Annotated in this window: 15 protein-coding genes; 8 read left to right on the forward strand and 7 right to left on the reverse strand. The window is 40.3% G+C overall.

Going from position 1 to position 18,787, the window contains the following annotated elements:
• Nucleotides 1-32: 32 nt before the first annotated feature.
• On the reverse strand, nt 33-1,157 hold the full coding sequence (locus HPC41_RS00900) for an LLM class flavin-dependent oxidoreductase (protein ID WP_172392142.1): 1,125 nt from the start codon (nt 1,155-1,157) through the stop codon (nt 33-35).
• Between the two features lie 206 nt (nt 1,158-1,363).
• Between HPC41_RS00900 and HPC41_RS00905 the strand changes: the two genes are divergently transcribed.
• Complete coding sequence (locus HPC41_RS00905) at nt 1,364-2,044, forward strand: NADPH-dependent F420 reductase (RefSeq protein WP_172392143.1); 681 nt, start codon at nt 1,364-1,366, stop codon at nt 2,042-2,044.
• On the opposite strand, the gene HPC41_RS00910 is transcribed toward HPC41_RS00905, so the two are convergent.
• From HPC41_RS00910 to HPC41_RS00920, 3 genes are read right to left on the reverse strand one after another with little or no spacing between them, the layout of a single operon-like run.
• Nucleotides 2,012-4,273: a DEAD/DEAH box helicase gene (locus tag HPC41_RS00910; protein WP_172392144.1), complete on the reverse strand. Its 2,262-nt coding sequence runs from the start codon at nt 4,271-4,273 to the stop codon at nt 2,012-2,014. The two genes, HPC41_RS00905 and HPC41_RS00910, sit on opposite strands and share 33 nt — an antisense overlap.
• A gap of 37 nt (nt 4,274-4,310) precedes the next feature.
• Complete coding sequence (locus HPC41_RS00915; RefSeq protein ID WP_172392145.1) at nt 4,311-5,651, reverse strand: ATP-binding protein; 1,341 nt, start codon at nt 5,649-5,651, stop codon at nt 4,311-4,313.
• 12 nt (nt 5,652-5,663) lie between these two features.
• Complete coding sequence (locus tag HPC41_RS00920; protein ID WP_172392146.1) at nt 5,664-7,205, reverse strand: TerB N-terminal domain-containing protein; 1,542 nt, start codon at nt 7,203-7,205, stop codon at nt 5,664-5,666.
• Between the two features lie 320 nt (nt 7,206-7,525).
• Between HPC41_RS00920 and HPC41_RS00925 the strand changes: the two genes are divergently transcribed.
• Complete coding sequence (locus tag HPC41_RS00925) at nt 7,526-8,539, forward strand: phosphotransferase enzyme family protein (protein ID WP_172392147.1); 1,014 nt, start codon at nt 7,526-7,528, stop codon at nt 8,537-8,539.
• Nucleotides 8,540-8,810: 271 nt separating this feature from the next.
• Here HPC41_RS00925 and HPC41_RS00930 read toward each other — a convergent pair whose 3' ends face one another.
• The 3 genes from HPC41_RS00930 to HPC41_RS00940 form a co-directional block, all read right to left on the reverse strand.
• Nucleotides 8,811-9,182 (reverse strand): luciferase domain-containing protein, encoded by a 372-nt coding sequence (locus HPC41_RS00930; RefSeq protein WP_216660618.1) that lies wholly within the window; start codon nt 9,180-9,182, stop codon nt 8,811-8,813.
• A 78-nt stretch (nt 9,183-9,260) separates the two neighbouring features.
• Nucleotides 9,261-10,187 (reverse strand): SRPBCC family protein, encoded by a 927-nt coding sequence (locus HPC41_RS00935; protein WP_172392149.1) that lies wholly within the window; start codon nt 10,185-10,187, stop codon nt 9,261-9,263.
• 98 nt (nt 10,188-10,285) lie between these two features.
• Nucleotides 10,286-10,918: a hypothetical protein gene (locus tag HPC41_RS00940; RefSeq protein WP_172392150.1), complete on the reverse strand. Its 633-nt coding sequence runs from the start codon at nt 10,916-10,918 to the stop codon at nt 10,286-10,288.
• A 348-nt stretch (nt 10,919-11,266) separates the two neighbouring features.
• Between HPC41_RS00940 and HPC41_RS00945 the strand changes: the two genes are divergently transcribed.
• The 6 genes from HPC41_RS00945 to HPC41_RS00970 all read left to right on the forward strand — a co-directional run bounded on the left by HPC41_RS00945 (nt 11,267) and on the right by HPC41_RS00970 (nt 18,780).
• Entirely contained in the window at nt 11,267-12,136 is an 870-nt protein-coding gene (locus HPC41_RS00945; RefSeq protein ID WP_172392151.1) for a DMT family transporter, read from the forward strand.
• Nucleotides 12,137-12,785: 649 nt separating this feature from the next.
• Nucleotides 12,786-13,748, forward strand: coding sequence for an Rpn family recombination-promoting nuclease/putative transposase (locus HPC41_RS00950; protein WP_172392152.1), 963 nt, complete (start codon nt 12,786-12,788; stop codon nt 13,746-13,748).
• A gap of 206 nt (nt 13,749-13,954) precedes the next feature.
• Entirely contained in the window at nt 13,955-14,746 is a 792-nt protein-coding gene (locus HPC41_RS00955; RefSeq protein WP_172392153.1) for a hypothetical protein, read from the forward strand.
• 942 nt (nt 14,747-15,688) lie between these two features.
• A complete protein-coding gene (locus HPC41_RS00960; protein ID WP_172392154.1) occupies nt 15,689-16,741 on the forward strand; it encodes a DUF5694 domain-containing protein in 1,053 nt (350 codons plus the stop codon).
• Nucleotides 16,742-16,969: 228 nt separating this feature from the next.
• Complete coding sequence (locus tag HPC41_RS00965) at nt 16,970-17,716, forward strand: nucleotidyltransferase domain-containing protein (RefSeq protein ID WP_172392155.1); 747 nt, start codon at nt 16,970-16,972, stop codon at nt 17,714-17,716.
• The gene (locus HPC41_RS00970; RefSeq protein WP_172392156.1) at nt 17,713-18,780 is read left to right on the forward strand and encodes a DNA polymerase beta superfamily protein; all 1,068 of its coding nucleotides are present in this window, start codon (nt 17,713-17,715) and stop codon (nt 18,778-18,780) included. The genes HPC41_RS00965 and HPC41_RS00970 overlap by 4 nt, the downstream gene beginning before the upstream one ends.
• Nucleotides 18,781-18,787 lie beyond the last annotated feature (7 nt).

An 18,787-nucleotide genomic window follows, 5' to 3' on the forward strand; every position in this document is an offset into this window, starting at 1 on the left:
ATTATTTAAAATGCTGATAAGCATTCATGGTTTTAAATTTTTCGGAATAAAGGTTTTTTCAGGTCCAGATTTTCTCTTAACGTATCTGCCTTGTATTCTCTATGGAAAATTCCTCTATCCTGTAAAATAGGAACGACCAGCTCAGCAAAATCGGCCAATCCAGTCGGATAATCCTGCGTTACGACCAGCATATCCATGGCCCCTGCCTCATACCATTGCTGCACCTGATTAGCCACTCTTTCAGCAGATCCAAAAAACAAAGGTGCTGGCATCGCTCTATATCGGTCGAGGGATACCAGTTCCATATATTTCTGCTGGGCTTCTGCGTCAGTCTTTCCAACAATAGCATTTTGCGAAGTAGCGATCACAAAATTTTCGGGAGACCTATTTTTCTCGATTAGTTTATTTCGTAAGGCGGTAGCAGTGTAAAGGGCGTGTTCCAAACTTGGCCCGGCTATAAAGGCGCCGTCTGTATAGCTTGTTGCGATATCTACAAAAGTGGTCGACGAGCCAGCTGTGTACAATACCGGTCGGCCTTGCACGGAACGACTGATATTGAGCGGTCCATCCACGGAGAAATACGCACCACGGTAATTAATGGTATGCATTTTATCCGGTTTTAAGAAGACGCCAGTCTCTTTATTCCTTGGAAAAGCATCATCTTCATAAGTATCCCAGAGTCCCAGCAGAATGTCTAAAAACTCTCTATGCATTGGATATTGGTCAGACTTGCCCAAATGCCCACGGCTGAAATTGACCATTCCACCAGGATTGGAAGTAATAGCATTTAAGGAAGCACGCCCCTTGCTTATTTTATCAAGTGATAATACCTGTCTTGCAATATTGTAAGGATCCGTGTAAGACGATGAAGCTGTAAAAGAAAGCCCAATTTTACTGGTCTTCATTGCAATAGCAGACATGATGGTTGCGCCGTCAAACATGCTTAGGTAATGCGGAATATTGCCTGCACCAACGTGGCTGACATCAAACAAAAAGAGGGTTTCAAATTTGGCAGCTTCGGCAATCTGTGCTTGCTCTACATAAAAATCCACATTTTCCCCCGCATCGGCAGGCATATCTTTATGCATCCACGACGTGTAGTTCCAGCCGGTTCCGGCAATCCCTGCGGATAATTTCAATGTTCTATTTTGACTCATGATACCAATCTTATTGATGCTGTTAAACAGCAAAATCTTAGAGTGCAAAATTAACTGAATTATACTTACCAAAAGATAGTACTTTCCTAAAGGAAAGTAGAATTAATTTTTTAAACGGGAAATCTATTTCGCTTTCCTTCGGGAAAGCATGTCGTAAAACAAACAAAATGATTGTTAATTTTGTAACATCATAAAATGGTTAAAGGATGAAAATAGGAATTATTGGTTCAGGAAATATTGGCGGTACGCTTGCCAAGTATTTAATAAATTTAGGACACGAAGTAATCATCTCCAATTCACGTGGGCCCGCATCGTTGACAGAAGTTGTTGAAAAAACAGGTGCTATTGCTGGAACGGTGGAAGAAGCTGCTGCTGCAGAAGATCTTATTATTATAGCTATTCCAGAAAAAGCTATCCCAAATCTTCCAGTTTCAATTTTATCCATATCAAAAGCGATAATCATCCATTCAGGCAATTATTATCCCTCAAGAGATGGCAGAAATATAGACATCGAAAATGGTTTAACAGACAGCGAATGGGTGGCAAAAGTAATCGGTCATCCTGTGATAAAAGCATTCAACAATATTGTTGCAGGAAGCCTGGCTGCAAAAGCACTACCCAAAGAGAACCCTGGCCGTATTGCTTTGTCGGTTGCAGGTGACAATTTAGCTGACAAACTTTCCATCATGCAATTGATTGATGAAATCGGATTTGACGCCATCGATGCTGGTGCGATTGCTTCATCCTGGCGACAACAACCTGGTGAGCCGGCTTATTGCAGGGATCTCGATAAACAAAATTTGATTGATGCCTTAGAAAAAGCTGATATCAACAAGCGCGCAGAAAACCTTGCCTTAGCGGATGAGATTGCTCGTCCGTATTTGTAAATCCAACCAATTTAGTACGCTTTGCTTCATCGCCTTTACGTCTAAAACACCCATCGCAAAACCTTTCCGTGTGAGCTCTTCCGGCAGAATATCATCATATTTGTCAAATATCGGTGCTTCTTTCGGATAAAGCAATGTCATCGGGTCTATATCCTTTTTTATCTCTTCCTCTACAATTCGGTAAAAATCCTGCTCACTGACGTTCATCGTAAACTGGATATAATAGGGCCGTTTTGAGTCAAATGCCTTAAGACCGAGAGCCGGGCCACATTTAATGCGAAGGAAACGCTCCAGTGCTAGAAAGGCATAACTTCCGAGCCAGGGAAACAAACCATACATCTTACCACCAAGAGGGATCAGTGTTTTTTTATCAAGGAAGGATCTGGCAGCGATATCTCGTGCTTGAGCAAGTCTTGCTATCGCATTTTTAAGCAAATAGGGGTACGTATCATCCTGTTGCAGCAACAGATGCATCCGTTGCAGGATTTTTGTATGGATATCTCCGGGTTCATCACCAAAGTAAGCAGGCACGATTCCTTTTACCGGATGGCAATAGACCACATGGCTGTTACGGTCAACCTCCTCCACGACCCAGACGCGACCGGCAATTGCAATTTTATCGTTAAGGGGAGGTGGTTTTACAATGGTACCCAATTCCTCGGAATCCCATCGGACACTGTATTCCTCATTCTCCTGAAATACGGCATAAAATTTAAAGTTGTTGACAATACGTTCACCAGCAAGCCCCAAGATAAGTCCGCCATTCTCCGTCTGCTGAAGGTGGTCCATGCTGAGCAGGTGCCGCAGCAGTACCCGAAAATCATCAGCTGTTATATGCTGGAAATAAGCAAGCGAAAGGACACGGGAGGCAAGTTCAGCAGGTGTCATTTCACCCCCCGAGGCAAGAGTGCTCATCGTCTGATGATACAGCAGGCTATAGGGCAGACGCCCGGTGCGAGGCGGTTCTACCCAACGCTCCTCAAGGTACAGTTGGATCAGTGCGATCCCTTGAAGCAGTTTCCACGGAATAGTCTCGGGCAGTAGCGCACGAGCCTCAGCATGTTCTTCGCGTATCACAAACAACATTTCCGAAGGTGCATTTCGCCTTCCCGTTCTTCCCATTCTTTGCAGAAATGAAGAAACTGTGAAGGGAGCATCTATCTGAAAGGCCCGCTCCAGGCGACCGATGTCTATACCAAGTTCCAGCGTAGAAGTCGTACAGACTGTGATCAGGCTATCTTCTTGTTTCATCATATCTTCCGCACTTTCACGGTAGGAGACAGAGAGGTTTCCGTGGTGTATGAGAAAACGGTCCGGTTCACGTTTCACCTCGCAGTATTGGCGTAAGGTAGCTGTTACCACCTCGCACTCTTCACGTGAATTGGAGAAAACAAGACATTTATGACCTCTGGTATGTTCAAAAATATAGCCAATACCGGGATCTGCATTTTTGGGCGCGATATCTGTCGCAGGTTCTGAAGCATCGCCATCCGCTTCACCTTTCCCCTTTGTTTCATGCGCTTGTGCCCCAGTCGTAAAAAAATGCTGCATGGACAGGTGCCATTCAGCTCCTCCACTTTGGATACGTGGTATAACAGTGCCACGGCCGGTTCCCGCCGAAAGAAACTCGCCGACAATTCGCGTATCACCTATGGTGGCAGAGAGCCCTATTCTTCTGGGATTGACACCCGCAAGGCGCGACAGCCTCTCGATCAGTGATAAAGTCTGTCCACCACGGTCCCCCCTGAGAAAAGAGTGGATTTCGTCAATGACGACAAAACGGAGGTCACCAAAAAGATGGGGGATCTGTGAGTGACGGTGTAGCAGCATGGCTTCAAGTGATTCCGGGGTGATCTGCAGGATGCCCGACGGATCTTTCATCATTTTCTTTTTCCTCGACTGCGAAACATCGCCGTGCCAGTGCCAGACAGGGATACCGCTTTCCGCACAGATATCGTTCAGGCGGATGAACTGGTCGTTGATAAGCGCCTTTAAGGGAGCAATGTACAAACAGCCTATAGATGTAGGAGGGTCCTCCTGCATCATGGTAATGACTGGAAAGAAAGCCGCTTCCGTTTTTCCTGATGCGGTGGAGGCAGATAAAAGTACATTTTCATCCGTATTGAATATTGCCTCTCCTGCAGCCGCCTGAATGGCACGAAGTTTATTCCAGCCATTCTGATAGATATACTCTTTTATTAAAGGTGAATATCGCGAAAAGGTGTCCATATTTAATTCGGTGTTTCGAGAATCTCGGATAAATTTCCTATAGGGTGAATTTTGCAAACAGGGGATCAATGTCCTTATTTTCCAGTTCTGGCTTTGCATAGTCAAATGCTTCTGAACCAAGGAGCGTTTTGATATCGGTGTCAGGATTCTGGTAAAGGATATCGAGCAGTTCAATAAAATCCCGTATCACCTCACGCGGGGTAATGTTTGATGCCGCGCCGATCCTTCCGAATTCTATTTTTATAAAATCCAATAGATCTACATCCGTTAATTTACATTCGTAATTGTACAGGCTGGAATGGATGTTAGCTATTTTTTCAGTGAGTACCATCATTTCTTCACTTGTTAATGGCTGAAGCCGGAGTACTGGAGCACGCATATCCTGCAGGCCCTGCTGTGCAAATTTACCATCTTGCAAACGTGAACGCAGCGCCTCATAACTATACATTCCCCTTCGAATATCCTCTACGCATTGGGGAGTACCACTCATAATGATTCCAACATATTGGGCCTTGCCCTGCAGTGCGTCATTATAGATAGAAAGGATTTTTTCGTAATTATATTGCCTTGCGATACTATTTGGGATTTTATAGATATTCACCAGTTCGTCCACAAAAACCATCATCCCCTTATAACCTGCTTGTCGGAAAAAAAAGGCAAACAGTTTCAGGTAATCGTACCAGTCATCATCTGTAATAATTACGTTTACCCCAAGTTCCTGCCGCGCCTCGGTCTTTGTGTTATACTCTCCGCGGAACCATTTGAGCACTTTTGCCTTAAGATCATCATCACCCTCGATAAATGCCCGGTAATACATGGTGAGCAATTTCGCAAAGTCAAAACCATGTACCAGTTCCTGCATCGCGTGGATCACAGCAAAAATTTTCTGCTCCACTTTCTGGGTAAAAATAGGGTCTTCCGGGCTAATATTAGCAGTCTCGGCCGTTTCGGTCTGCAGCGAATCGATCCATTTGTCCAATAGCATGCTCAGTGCGCCGCTTTCAGGCCGTGTCTTTACGCTCAAGTTCTTGATCATTTCGCGATACGTCGCTAATCCCTGACCATTATTGCCGTGCAGGCGCCGCTCAGGCGATAGATCGGCATCTACCACTACGAAGTTTCGGTCCATCGCATAGTTCCGAAGGGTTTGCAATAGAAAAGATTTTCCACTTCCATATTTGCCTACGATCATGCGAAAAGAAGCACCGCCCTCACTGACGATTTCCGCATCGTGCAACAACGCTTCCATTTCCTTTCTCCTGCCCACCGTTATATAGGGCAATCCTACACGGGGCACAACACCTCCCTTAAGAGCGTTGAGCAGGGTCTGAGCTATACGTCGGGGTATTGTAACTGATTTATTATTTTTTTCTGTCATTTCCTTTTGCTTCTATATCATTTTGATAATATAATCTATATAGTCACTGAGTAATGTAGGTCCATCGCCTTCATCTACAATAACGATATCCTGTATATCCACCATTGTTTTTTCGTTTATGCTATCGGTTATAACACCTATTGGCAAACGGATATTACGGAGGTAATTTTTCCAGTCACCACTTTTCACAAGTAATTGTAAAAAGCTCACCTCCTGGTCGGAAAAAATCGAATTATTCCGGCAGGGAGTGGGAGGTTCTTCCGCTATTTCCGGGGTGTCTTTCAACTGATTATCTGTAGGAAGGAGATCTTTTTCAATTTCCTCCTCACTTAGAAGCGCATCCCTGATGATATCGGCATCGGATCTTATCTTATCCAATTTGGTGAAATCAACGTTTATCTTTGGACGTGCTTCTTCTGCTTTTTCCAGTAGGTACTGATCTATTGCTTTTTGAATGGCATTTTCGACTATAGGGTCAGCTATCTTCTTTGCCATGGAGAATTTTAAATGCATGCTGATGCGCAACCTTCTGTCAGTCTCCTGTAGGATAAGTCCAAAAGGTTCTCCTTTTTTTTGAAATATTTTATCCCTAAAAGTGTCTTTCGACCATAGTCCTCCCTTGCAGTAATATTTTCGCCGTGGCGATATCTGAAAGGAATTCTCCTTTGGGGCATCTGGCCTATAGAACACAGCGGAGGCAAATATGGGATGTGGAGTCTGTTTTTTCAGCCCTAGACAAAGTTCTTCTATGTGATGAGTAGTTCTTTGTTCGTAAATAGGGATGGCTGCTTTGATTGTGCGTGCAGCGACAGATGTCACATCATCAGGATATTTTTTGAATAAAGCACCATTTTTTATTTTGTAGGAAGCAATTAACGATGCCGTATCAAATAAAAGAGTTTCGTTGATGTCCTTATAATCCGATAGTAATGCTGCAAGATCATCTTCCTGTTTTTCTTGGATGAAAAATTCTCCAACGCGGTTTGTAAGCCTATAATACACAACATAGTCCTGCATCCAAAGATCCAGATATCGGATTACTTTTGGCTGACTGAAGGAATATGCATCCTTAAGATTCTTAAGGATATCCAAGCCAATATTGGGATTTTCAATTCCGATCTGCATTAATATTTCATAGATATATACGAATATATAGGACAGTCCTACATCTGGATATTCTCCACGGCGTATTAATTTTCTGAACGTAAAATAGCTTCTAAGTTGAGCTGTGTTCATGCTCCTATAGACAGGAAAATATTCAGAAAAAGGAACGATATCCGCATCGTCCTCAAAGTCTACCATAACCAGGGCTTGTTCATAAAACGATTTTTTCCGCAGCACTGACCATGGCTCGTCTTCGAACATCTGGTTAAGCTGTCTTAGCTCTTGTGGAGCATCATCAATCCCTCTCATCTTTACAGAAGATATTCCTCGTTTTAAGGGCAAGCTGGGTGGAACATAATCCCAGTTTTGTACGCTATCTCCTTTGTCAGTTTGATTTTTAGCAACATCGAAGGATATCTTTTGATCGGTATAATATAATTTTCCGTTCATTAAATAACTAAAAAATTTAGTGTAAATATAGCTATAATATATTGTTAAGAGGTAGAATAATCAAGTAAATTAATGTCACTTTTCGGAACGAGCTTGCGCACAAAATACATTTATTGTTTATCATGTAGTTGGTCAGTTCTTTTGTATGCTTAACGATCTTTGTGTTCTTGCGATGTCATACCTTTCTGCTGGGTTTACACATACCGATAGCGCTTAAGATCGCTCGCAGAGGCAGTAGTATCTATTTTTTGTACATATATCAAACCTTGGTAGTCACGAATTTACTTTACAATATAATATTAGGATTATATCTTTGTCCTATGAAAGCGGTTTTCCCTGCAACTTATTCTACCCTTTGCCCAATTGCGCTATCCTCGGTGGTCTCAGAAAAATACGGAGTAAGCGACGTTCAATGTAAACTCCTGGTGCGAGGAGTAGGCGATACCTATTTGGTTCAATCATCTGACACCCGCTTTATACTTCGGGTTTATCGTTCTTCTCATCGAAGTTTGCCGCAAATAAAAGAGGAAGTGGAATTGCTTTTGGCGTTGAAACAGGCGAACGTATCCGTGTCTTATCCCATTTTGGATATTTTCGGAAACGCTATTCAGCAGTTTGAAGCGGTTGAAGGGGAAAGGCATGCGGTGCTATTGAGCTATGCACCCGGTAATACAGTAAAGCTGCTGAATGAAAACCAACTTCACATCTTAGGCCATGAAATGGCGCGCTTTCATAATATATCATCAGAAATCAGGCTGGGAGAAGAGCGGTGGAATTTTGATCTCAAAACAACCCTTTTTAAGCCCCTCGAAATGTTGAAACCCGTTTTTGCAGAGGATCCAGAAGGACATGCCTGGCTTTTGCAGGCAGCGCAACAGGTAGAGAATAAACTGTCTCAACTAAATACATTTCACTTCTCAAAAGGCTATTGTCACTTTGACTTCCTTCCCAAAAACTTTCATTTTGAAGGTAATTCGATTACCTTTTTTGACTTTGATTTTATGGGCTATGGCTGGCTGGTGAATGATATCATGTCCTTTTGGCAACACCTTATGCTGGAAGTATACACTGGAAGGATGACGCAGCAGGCGGCCAATGATGCCTATGCCATTTTTCTTGATGGATATCGCGCAAACCGTCCTATAAGTGAACAGGAATTGGTTGTCGTACCTTACCTCTCTCTGGGATTCTGGCTTTTCTATATGGGCTTTCATACTACCCACGATCAATTCTATGCTTTTAGCCAGTCTTCCCAAGTAAAGGCGTATACCGGACTTTTAAAACATTTGGTAGCTACTTATTGGGATAAGCCAGACCGAAGTTTGCACAAGTAGCTTACAATTTTTTTTCTGTAAACTGACTATGCTGATTCCAATTACTTGTACAGGGCGGGAAATTCTTTGAACACTTCTTTGACTTTGTCCAGGCTTTAAATCATATCTTTTTATAATATTTGTGCTACTGTCCGTATGTGAAATCGAAGCATTAAATATCGGGACACACTCCGGTGTTCAGCTGGCTCCAAAACCATTGTTTGCCCGATAAGTATGTGTTATTGAGAAAGCTTAAAGAACAACATGTTTTGCTAAAAGTATAGAATAGTTTTCATATAGTATCTAGCTGTATAGAATTCTGCTTTTGTTTGGTGTGGTCGTAGGCCTTGTTCAGGAGGTAACACGCGTAGCCTAGGTCTTGTTTATTCTGAAGGTAAAAACTTATCCATCCTGAATTTTTAAATAGATGATGGTCCTTAATTTTTCCTTCAGTCATTAGCGATTGTTTTAGTTCTTTATTTAATAAGATGTCCAATAAGCCATTGCTATGTACATGTGCAAACTCTTTTCCCATATAATTAAACTCAGTCCCACCATATTTATGTATTCCAACCGTAGTTCCAGGCATTTGTGTCACATTTTCTTCCAGATCGTCGATCCAATCCAATAGCTCAGGCTTGGTAAAAAACATCCAGAATCTCATGAGACTATCAAATATAATGGCGAATAAAGGGATATCCTTTAAAAAGCCGACTCTATTTACTACAAAAGAAAACATAGGCTATCTTTCGCTTAATAATTTAATATGCTCCATGACTCTAAAATGGACATTTCTGGTGATACTTTCTGCCCAAAGATCATAGTACCAGGTAGGGAACACATGGAGGTTATACCAACTGTTTCCAATAAGAGTGGTGGTACCATTTCCATTATCCTTCAATATAAATTGACCTCTTTTAATATCAATGTGGCCCATAATTTCAGGGTCTTTGGGTTGATCAACGATATCAAAAATTAGGTTTTTATTGACATCAAATTTTACAATCTTCTCATCGAAGATATACCCATTGCTAAAAATACATTTTCGGTTTGCACCCAGTTTATGCTCGCTTACCGTAGTCGCCATAGGGCTCGGCATCCCAATTTTAAAGAGCCAATAGTTTTCCTTCTGGGATATCGGATCAAAGGCGACCACGTGTTGCCATACCTCTGCGGTACTCGCATGAATTAAGATTTCATCAGAAACCATATTTTCATGATAATGGTCGCTCAAGGAGTCAACAATAAAAATCCCCAGTAATAGGCTCCCAATGCTTATATTCAATTTTTGATTTCTCTTTTTAAACATTGCCCTTCCAATAAAGGCCCCGGAGATGATAAAGCCAAAAATAAGGGGCGAAACAATTAGGAGACAAATAAAGCCCTCACCTAAGAAGAAAAAACTCATTAAAATGGCGATAAGACCATTCAGGATAGAATATCCAGTTATTTGTTTTCCCCTTATTTCTATATCTTTCCAAAACCAAGCCGTGATAATACCCATTAACATTGGAATAATTACAAACTCTGAAAAGACAAGTATACCTGTATCCTTAGGCGCCAATGAGGACTGGATGCCGATGACGAGGAAAGCGAAAATATTGGCTATCAAAATTCCTTGAAGTATTTTGGAATTTAGTACTTTAAATAACTTTTTATTCAAACTCATCGTATTTGATCGTTTATTGTGGTATACTTTAAATGTAATTCACTAATAAGAATTTCAATAAATGACTGGGTAAGCATTCCGAATCAATTGGCTTTAATTTAGTCCTGTCTTTTCGCAGATTCATCAATCAGTTTCATGAGATGATCGACAGTTTTAGCTACTTCATCTTTCTGCACGACTAATGTTTTTTTTTCTAGACCCGGAGGAAGAGAAATTTTGCCATTAAATTCCGGAAGAAACAAATTAATTTTTTCCTGATCCATTTTATTGAAATTAAAAAAAGTCCATTTTTTGGTTTCGTCCTCTTTTAATGCTAATAAGTTAGCTGAAGTGATCGCCATTTTGTCTTTTTCAGGCATGGACATTACCAATACTTGAGGAATAAAGCAATACGCTATCCCATCAATTTTTGAGACATCCATATCGACATAATTGATCATGGAATCAATTTTAACCCCGTATTTTATAAGAGAAGAATAGAGTTCCTTGGTCAGTTTTGTTGCCTGATCTATCCCCCCCATGCTTTCAATTATTCGTGGCGATGTTTGACTTAGAATACCTTCGATATCTCCCGAAATAGATGCTTTTGTCATGATAGACAGTGCTTCCCTGAGCTGTGGATCTTTTTGCGCAGAGCTTGTATTATAAAAAATAGTTAATAGCGTAATTAATAAAAATACCCTTTTTCGTTTGATATATTTAAACTGGTTTAACCAATTGTTACTTTGCATAATGGAAAGAGGTTAATTTCCATTGAATTTACAGGTTTTTATTTACAAATCAAATTTAGATAAGTGTCTCCGTATTCCACACATAATAGCGTGCTTATTCGGAGACCGGAAACTTTAAATATAATCTTTGCTAATCTTCGAGGCCGGGAAGATTCTTTATTATAAATCGTATATTTGCAGCTTATAAATGTACTATGAACAGAACAAGCTGTCTTCCTCCTCCTAGAAAATAATGAATATCTATTATGGTGTAATCCTTGCCACATGAGTAGGTTGGCTTTGGTGTGCGCTTTTTTTAAAGTAAATAATCATTAATTTTTTAAGATCCTCTAGGATTAGATAACTTGTATGAAAAAATTATATTTAATGCTGCATTTAGCAGTATTTCTTGCTGGCTTTACCGGTGTATTCGGTAAAATGATCTCCTTAAATGAAATTCCACTTGTCTGGTATCGGGTACTATTTTCTTCCATTATATTATGTATCGGCCTTAAACTTTACAATGTCAAAAAATTATCGTCTTTTAAAGAAATTTTTGACATCTCAAAAATCGGCCTGTTGATTACAGTACACTGGATATTTTTCTATGCCAGTATTAAATATTCAAACATATCCATCGGTGTGGTCTGTTTTTGCCTTACCAGCTTTTTTACGGCAATATTTGAACCGCTGATCAACAAAAAGAAGTTCAGCCCGGTCCAGCTTTTATTGAGCGCAATGACACTTATCGGAATAAGCTTTATTTTTCATTTTGACTCATCCTATCAGCTGGGGATTGCATTTGGTGTTGCCTCGGCTGCATTTGCCGCCCTGTATACTATTTTCAATGAAAGGCTGGTTAGATCATATGACGCAAAGCTGATCAATTATTATCAGATGATGGGAGGAACAATAGGCCTGGGAATTATCCTGCCTATGTTTTACTACCTAAATCCCGAACAGAGATTTATTCCAACAGCGACTGATACTGTATATCTTATCTTGCTGGCTCTTTTTTGTACGGTGGCATTATACGTCATGGTGGCAGAGGTACTAAAAAAACTGTCTGCGTTTACCGTTAATCTAACTTATAATTTGGAACCTATCTATTCGATCATAATTGCTTTCCTTTTTTTCAATGAAGGTAAAGAAGTAAATTTTAGTTTTTATATAGGTTTAATTTTTGTGCTTCTTTCGGTTGTCTTACAGTCAGTTATATCGTTAAAACAACGTCTATAGCAAGCTAAAAAAGGATTTGTTCATTCCTTATGGACAAATCCTTTTAATAGAGAGAAAAACAAAACTTCAGCAGGTACTACGCCTATAATTGTTTCTAATACGAAAAATAAGACGATTGCTTTTGCTGGCTTGATTTTACACCTGTCAAGCCAGCATTTTTCGAAACCCATTATCCCTTCATAAGCATCATAACTATATACATCAGGGCTGGATCATTCAGCCTTTTTTATGCTAGAAATCCTATCTTTTAGCCCTATGTTGTACAATCCCTTTGAATAAGTGACCAAATGATCTGCTTAAAAATTTCTTCAATTTCCGAAGAAAACTGATGGACTTCTAGTGCTTCGCTCAGGGGAACCGGTGTTTCGATTTCATGTACTTATCGGTGATATCGTAGTTGCTCTCGTATAAAGTATATCGTTAGTGCAAGCCCCGTTGCCTTGTCCCTGTTAGCAGTACCCCTTTTTGCATCATGCCGTGAAAGGCTGGAAAAATAAAGTACAATAAATGAGTAGTATGGATATGACCTTCTTGATCGGAGGCGTTGTTTTAATTCATACACATACTAATATTGTAATACTAAAAATATTAGTATTACAATATTTAATTACTTATATTTGAATTGTTAACCAATTTAAAACAATGCATTATGAGTGAATTGAAACAGTCGAAATATATCGATATCACGACAGATTATGGCTTTAAAAAAGTTTTCGGATCAGATACCAATAAAGATCTTCTCATTGCTTTTTTAAACGAACTCTTTAGAGGTCGCAAGGTTATTGCTGATCTGTATTATAACAAAAATGAACATGTCGGGGATACAGAGGATATCGGCACCGTTATTTTTGATTTGACCTGTACGGCAGACAATGGGGAGCGGTTTATAATTGAAGTGCAGCGCACGGCACAGGTTAATTTGAAAAAGCGCATGCTTTACTACAGTAGTAAATTAATTGCGGATCAGGCACCCAAAGGCAATCGAAGGTCTTGGAATTATGCAATTAGTGAAGTCTATATCATTGTGTTGATGGATGGATTTGCAATGCCTGATGCGGGCGAAGAGAAGTGTTTTTTGCACGATATTTGCTTATGTTATCGAGATCATGGTAAAATATTTTATGACGATCTAGGCTTTATATATATAGAATTGGTTAACTTTGTTAAAGCTGAGGCAGAGATAGATAATGATTTAGATCGTTGGCTTTACGTACTCAAAAATATGTCTTCGCTAAATGGACTTTCCACTTATTTGCGGAAGCCTATTTTTGAGAAGTTATTTCAGTTAGCAGAGTATAGCAAACTAAAACCGGAGGAACGAGAGATGTACAACGCAAGTTTAAGAAATAAATGGGATGCCGAGAGTATCCGAAGTAGTCAGGAGGAGCTATTGAAACGAGGGCGCGAAAAAGCAATGGCGGAGGGAAGAGCCGAAGGAGAGGCTAAAGGAAAAGCGGAAGGAAAAGCAGAAGGAAAAGCAGAAGGAAAAGCAGAGGTAATAAAAAACCTTTTGTCTTTGAATAAGTTTTCGATATCGGAGATAGCCGAACTATCAAACGTCACTGTAGAGTTTGTAAATGGGGTCCAGGCGGAGATAGCTAAAGGAAAATAATCATATAACGATATTAGGTTTTACGGCCGCTTGGATACTGTTCAAGCGGCCTTTTTTATAGGATAGTTGGTGTCTTGGCCCTAGACTGTATAACCTCTTTGAACAAGTCACCAAAAGTTCTTTCGCGAGCACTTAGTGTCGATTTGCGCGGAAGATGGAAGATTATTAGGATAAATCCGTAATTTCATTAATCAAATACCTTTAACATGACATTTCTATATCGATATATTTGTTTGTCTTGGCTGCTAGCGGCATTAGTACTTTCCATTGATGTTTTCGCACAAAAACAACCCAGTGTGGACAGCAATGCTGTCGCAGTTCAATTCGTTGACAGACTACTTTCTGAAGGTGACTATACCGCTGCGGTGTTGGGGATTCCCCGGCAGGATGCATCGCAGGTTGCAATTGTTGAGAAAATGAAACTTGCCATCAAAGACAATGAACAGTGGTTTCTCAACGTAATGAAGGAATTGGAACCGGGACAACCTATGCCATATCACAAAAATCTGGGTATTAGCGAAGCGGAGTATGCCGCTTTTATGCAGTTTTCGCAATCTATCAAAATAGACAAAATTGGAGCTATAGCGCTTAAGATCATTCGTAGGCACAGCAGTATTCATTTTGAACCTAAAGATTTCGGCGATTATTTAAAATATCTAACGATCGATTTAAAAGACCACAGGATCATGGTTGATAGTATCGACTTGCCATACAAAGGGCAAATTACCATGGATGCTCAACGGACAACATTGGTTGCTGGACCTTGGAAAGGATACTCCTGGCGACTCGAAGAATTTAGGAAAGACGGACAATTAATTGTAGACCCAAATAAAGTAGTTCCAGCAGAAATCAGTAAGTTGGATGTAAAAGCTATTGAGCTGATTATAGGCAAACTCGATCATAGCGATCAGTGTTTTCTTTATCTCAAGAGTAATATTATCAATAAAGGCCATGTGCTTGCAAAACAGGATATAGCCCTTTTATTAACCAAAGAATAAGCTGAAATCCAACAATAATATTTCTAACCTTAAATTAGATCAAAGCCCATAGCCGGTTAACAGTTTGCTCAAGCAGACATCTAACAAAAGGAGCCTTCCTTAACGGTTCATAAGAGAGGCTTTTACCTTTAATGGCTACAAGATTTTAAATACTGATTGGGAAATAGCCGAGGATTATTCCATTGGCCTGGTACACAGTAAATGAGGTGAGTAAAAGAAATTTTTGATAAAATTGCGAAAGGATCTGTTAGTGGCCCGTTTTTTATGGGGTGTTGAAACGCTTGTTTCAATTCATCAGTCGTCAACTGATGAATTGAATTTGTCTTGTAGTCAGTACTTTGTAATTGGACAGTCAGCGACTGACCAATTTGAATTCCTTTTAAGTTACTGTTGATCAGAACATCTTTTACAGCAGATATTAGATGGGGGGATGCAATGTGAAATTGTCTGCATAGCTTTAAATTCGTAACAGATAGACCCTTTATTTAATAGATTCGGCGAGCTCGGGGAATGGCTGTTCACCATACTTTGCTCTTTCTTTAACTTTTTGCTCAAATTCGATGATGTATAAGCCTATCAGCCAGTTGCGCAAAGTGAGCGATTGGTTCACAGCTTATCGTTGAGAGCTGTAACTCGTCATCGGTACTTTGGATACTGCTGACTAATTTTTCAAATTCCATCGCTTAATAATATCTTTTAATTTTTTAAATCGCTATGTTATATCCGTCAACCTAACTATCTCTCCATCGGCCGAAAACATATTATGAGATTTAATCAACATACGACGAGACATACCTGGCCGTTGCGGTTAAATGTACAGATTTATTTGTATTTTTAGTCCTGTAGATGGCATAAGAGCCTGGGAACTAATTTATAAACCGTAATGTCAAGTGTGTAGCTGAATAAAGAACCATCCAATAACGAAACAAGAGGACACAAAATATGAAGTATATCTTTTATTTATTTTTTTTAATCTCGATCAACGCCAAAGCACAGGATCTTGAGGTTTTATTAATAGGTGTTTCCCATAATTATAGTAAATATCCTATACAGAATTTTTCCAGCATCCATCAAAAAATTAGAAAATTTAAACCTGACGCCTTTTTTGGCGAGTTCCTGAGCAAAGAAGACGAGCGGTTGCTGATGGACTTTTGGTGCAAACAGCCAAATATCACTCGGCTACATAAACTAAGGAACAATCGACCTATAAAAGAGGTACTACTGCGGTATACTGTTGACAGCTTGAAGGAACGATCCAAGCAGCAACCAAATGATTATCATGTAAAAGCCGATTTAGCGCATGCCTATTATCTTGATCAAGATGTGGCAAATGGGCATTATCAATATTGGCAAGTTTATAATTTTCTGCAGCATCGACCTAATGCCGAACTTGAAACTTATATCGAAAAATTACTTAGTCCTGGGGTCGATACCACCGGAAGAAGTATGAAAAGGCTAAAAACTTCTGAGTATGCTTATATAGCCTTCCCGATGATGCAGGAGTTAGGCATCGAGGAACTGATGTCTATGGATTGCCAGGACTATGATCTGAATTGGCAAGCATCGTGGGGAGCATTTGACGCAAAATTTGTCTTGTTCAAGAAAAATATAGCCGATTCCTCTAAAAATCATTTGAAATCAGCTTTGATAGCTATTGACAAGGGGTTTGAGAAATATGCCCATATCGAAAAGTCTTCAAATAGGGTAACTGAATGGTTGAATACCGATGAGGCCGCGCAGATTTCCGCCTCAGGAGATTTTTACTTGCCCGATATGTATAATATGAATGGGTTTCCGAAAGAAGAAATGCTGTCAAAAATACATTGGTGGATCATGAGAAATGAGGGAATGTGCCATAATGTTGTCAATAGGGCTAAGATGGTAGGGGCTAAAAGAGTCGTAGTCCTAGCTGGGGCCAATCATAGAAAATACATGCAGGACATTTTCAAAACGATGCATGCAGTGAAAGTGACAAACATCAATGAAGTTGACTAAAAGCGGTGTTATCATTCTGAGCCATATAAGAATTTTCGCTGCCTTATGCTACGCAATCTATCTGCGTACCTTTGTGTGCCTGTATAAGCTTTAATTTTTTTAAAGAGAATTATCTGTCTGACAATAAGCAATCTACCATTATTTTTATGCTCTTTTTTTAATGCGCAAAAAGGCTTCAGTATCGCAATCGATCTTTGTGTTAATGAAAATTTAAAAAAGCACGAAGAAATGAAAGCACATATCATCAAGGAGCTAAGGGAAATAGAGGCGAGCGAAGGAGTACGTATACTTTTTGCCTGTGAATCAGGAAGCCGAGGTTGGGGATTTCCGTCAGTCGATAGCGATTATGACGTTCGGTTTATTTATGTGAGAAAAGCTGAGGACTATAGCCGTTTGTTTCCGCTGCCTACCGAAATGCGGTTTCCGATAATTGATGACCTCGATATCGCAGGCTGGGATTTGTTTAAAGTACTCACCTTACTGTCTAAGAGTAATGTCAGTCCGTTTGAATGGATCCAGTCACCAGTAGTCTATTACGAGTTTGACGGATTCAAAACAAGTTTTAGGGCAATGATCGAAGATTATTTTGACACACGTAGGCACGCCCATCATTATTTAGGGATTGTCCGTAGCAAAATAGAAGATCTGCGCCGAGAGACGATGAAGCTCAAGAGCTTGTTTTATATCCTAAGATCGTTACTTGCGGCAGACTGGAGTATGACCTGTCGCAGTTATGCGCCCATGACATTGGCAGAACTATCCGTATTATTGCCTGATGTTGTTAAAGTCGAAGTTATGGAGTTGCGCCAGTTGAAGAGCCAAGTTGATGAAGGGTTTATATACAGCTGTTCAGCGACCATAAGGCTTTATATTGAAACAAGGTTAACGCATTTAGAGCATCAAGTAAAACAGGTTCCCGGATCCGTATTGGATAAAGAAGGACTGGAGAAATACTTTAAAACTATATTAAGATGACTATAGACGAACTTCGAAAGAGCGGGCTGATCCTGTTTGAGGCCGTTGTCGGCAGCCGGGCATATGGATTGGCCACAGCATCTTCCGATACCGATATCAAAGGCGTATTTTACCTGCCTCTGGAATATTACTTGGGCGGTCAATATATTGCCCAGGTGGCTAACGCCAGCAATGACGAAGTTTACTATGAGCTTGGTCGTTTCGTAGAGCTCCTGTCAAAGAGTAATCCGACTGTACTGGAGCTTTTGGCTAGCCCTGCCGATTGCATATTACATAAGGATTCGCTATTTGATCAATTTAAAATGCAGGATTTTATCACCCGCGAGGCCGCTATGACCTTTGCGCAATATGCGATGGTACAGGTGCGGAAGGCAAAAGGATTGAATAAGAAAATCAACAATCCGATGGATCGTGAACGTAAAAGTTTGCTGGATTTCTGCTTTATCATAGCTGGTCATGGAAGTTTATCGTTAAGAGATTGGTTAAGCAACCGACATTGGAAACAGGAAAACTGTGGTTTAGCAAAGATCGAACATGCGAAGGGAATGTATGCCTTGTTTTATGATCAGAGCGAGGTTCTAGGTTACAAAGGTATCGTGGCCACACTGTATAGTACTGAGGTTTCCCTCAGTTCTATCCCTAAGGAAGAAACAGGTTGTGCGTACCTTTTTGTTAATCACGACGCTTATTCATCGTATTGCAAGGCCTATAATGAATATTTTAGCTGGGTTTCAGCCCGCAATGAGGCGCGCTTTGAGGGGACAATGAATCATGGGCAGGGCTATGATGCCAAAAATATGATGCATACCATCCGTCTATTGCAACAGGCAAAAGAGATTTTGTCTAAAAGTGAACTACAGATACAACGCCCCAATAGGGAAGAACTCCTGCGCATCAAGAATGGGACCTATAGCTATGATGAACTTTTCGTCTGGTCGCACAAGCTCTTTGGGGAAGTTCAGGAACTCTCCTTGCACAGCTTACTTCCGGTAGCGCCAGATCAGCATAGGCTAAGGCAGCGATTGGTTGACATGCGTAAGCAGCTTTATCAGATCAAACTTTAATTCCTAA

Origin of the sequence: Sphingobacterium prati, from assembly GCF_013167215.1 — a bacterium.
GTDB lineage: Bacteria > Bacteroidota > Bacteroidia > Sphingobacteriales > Sphingobacteriaceae > Sphingobacterium > Sphingobacterium prati.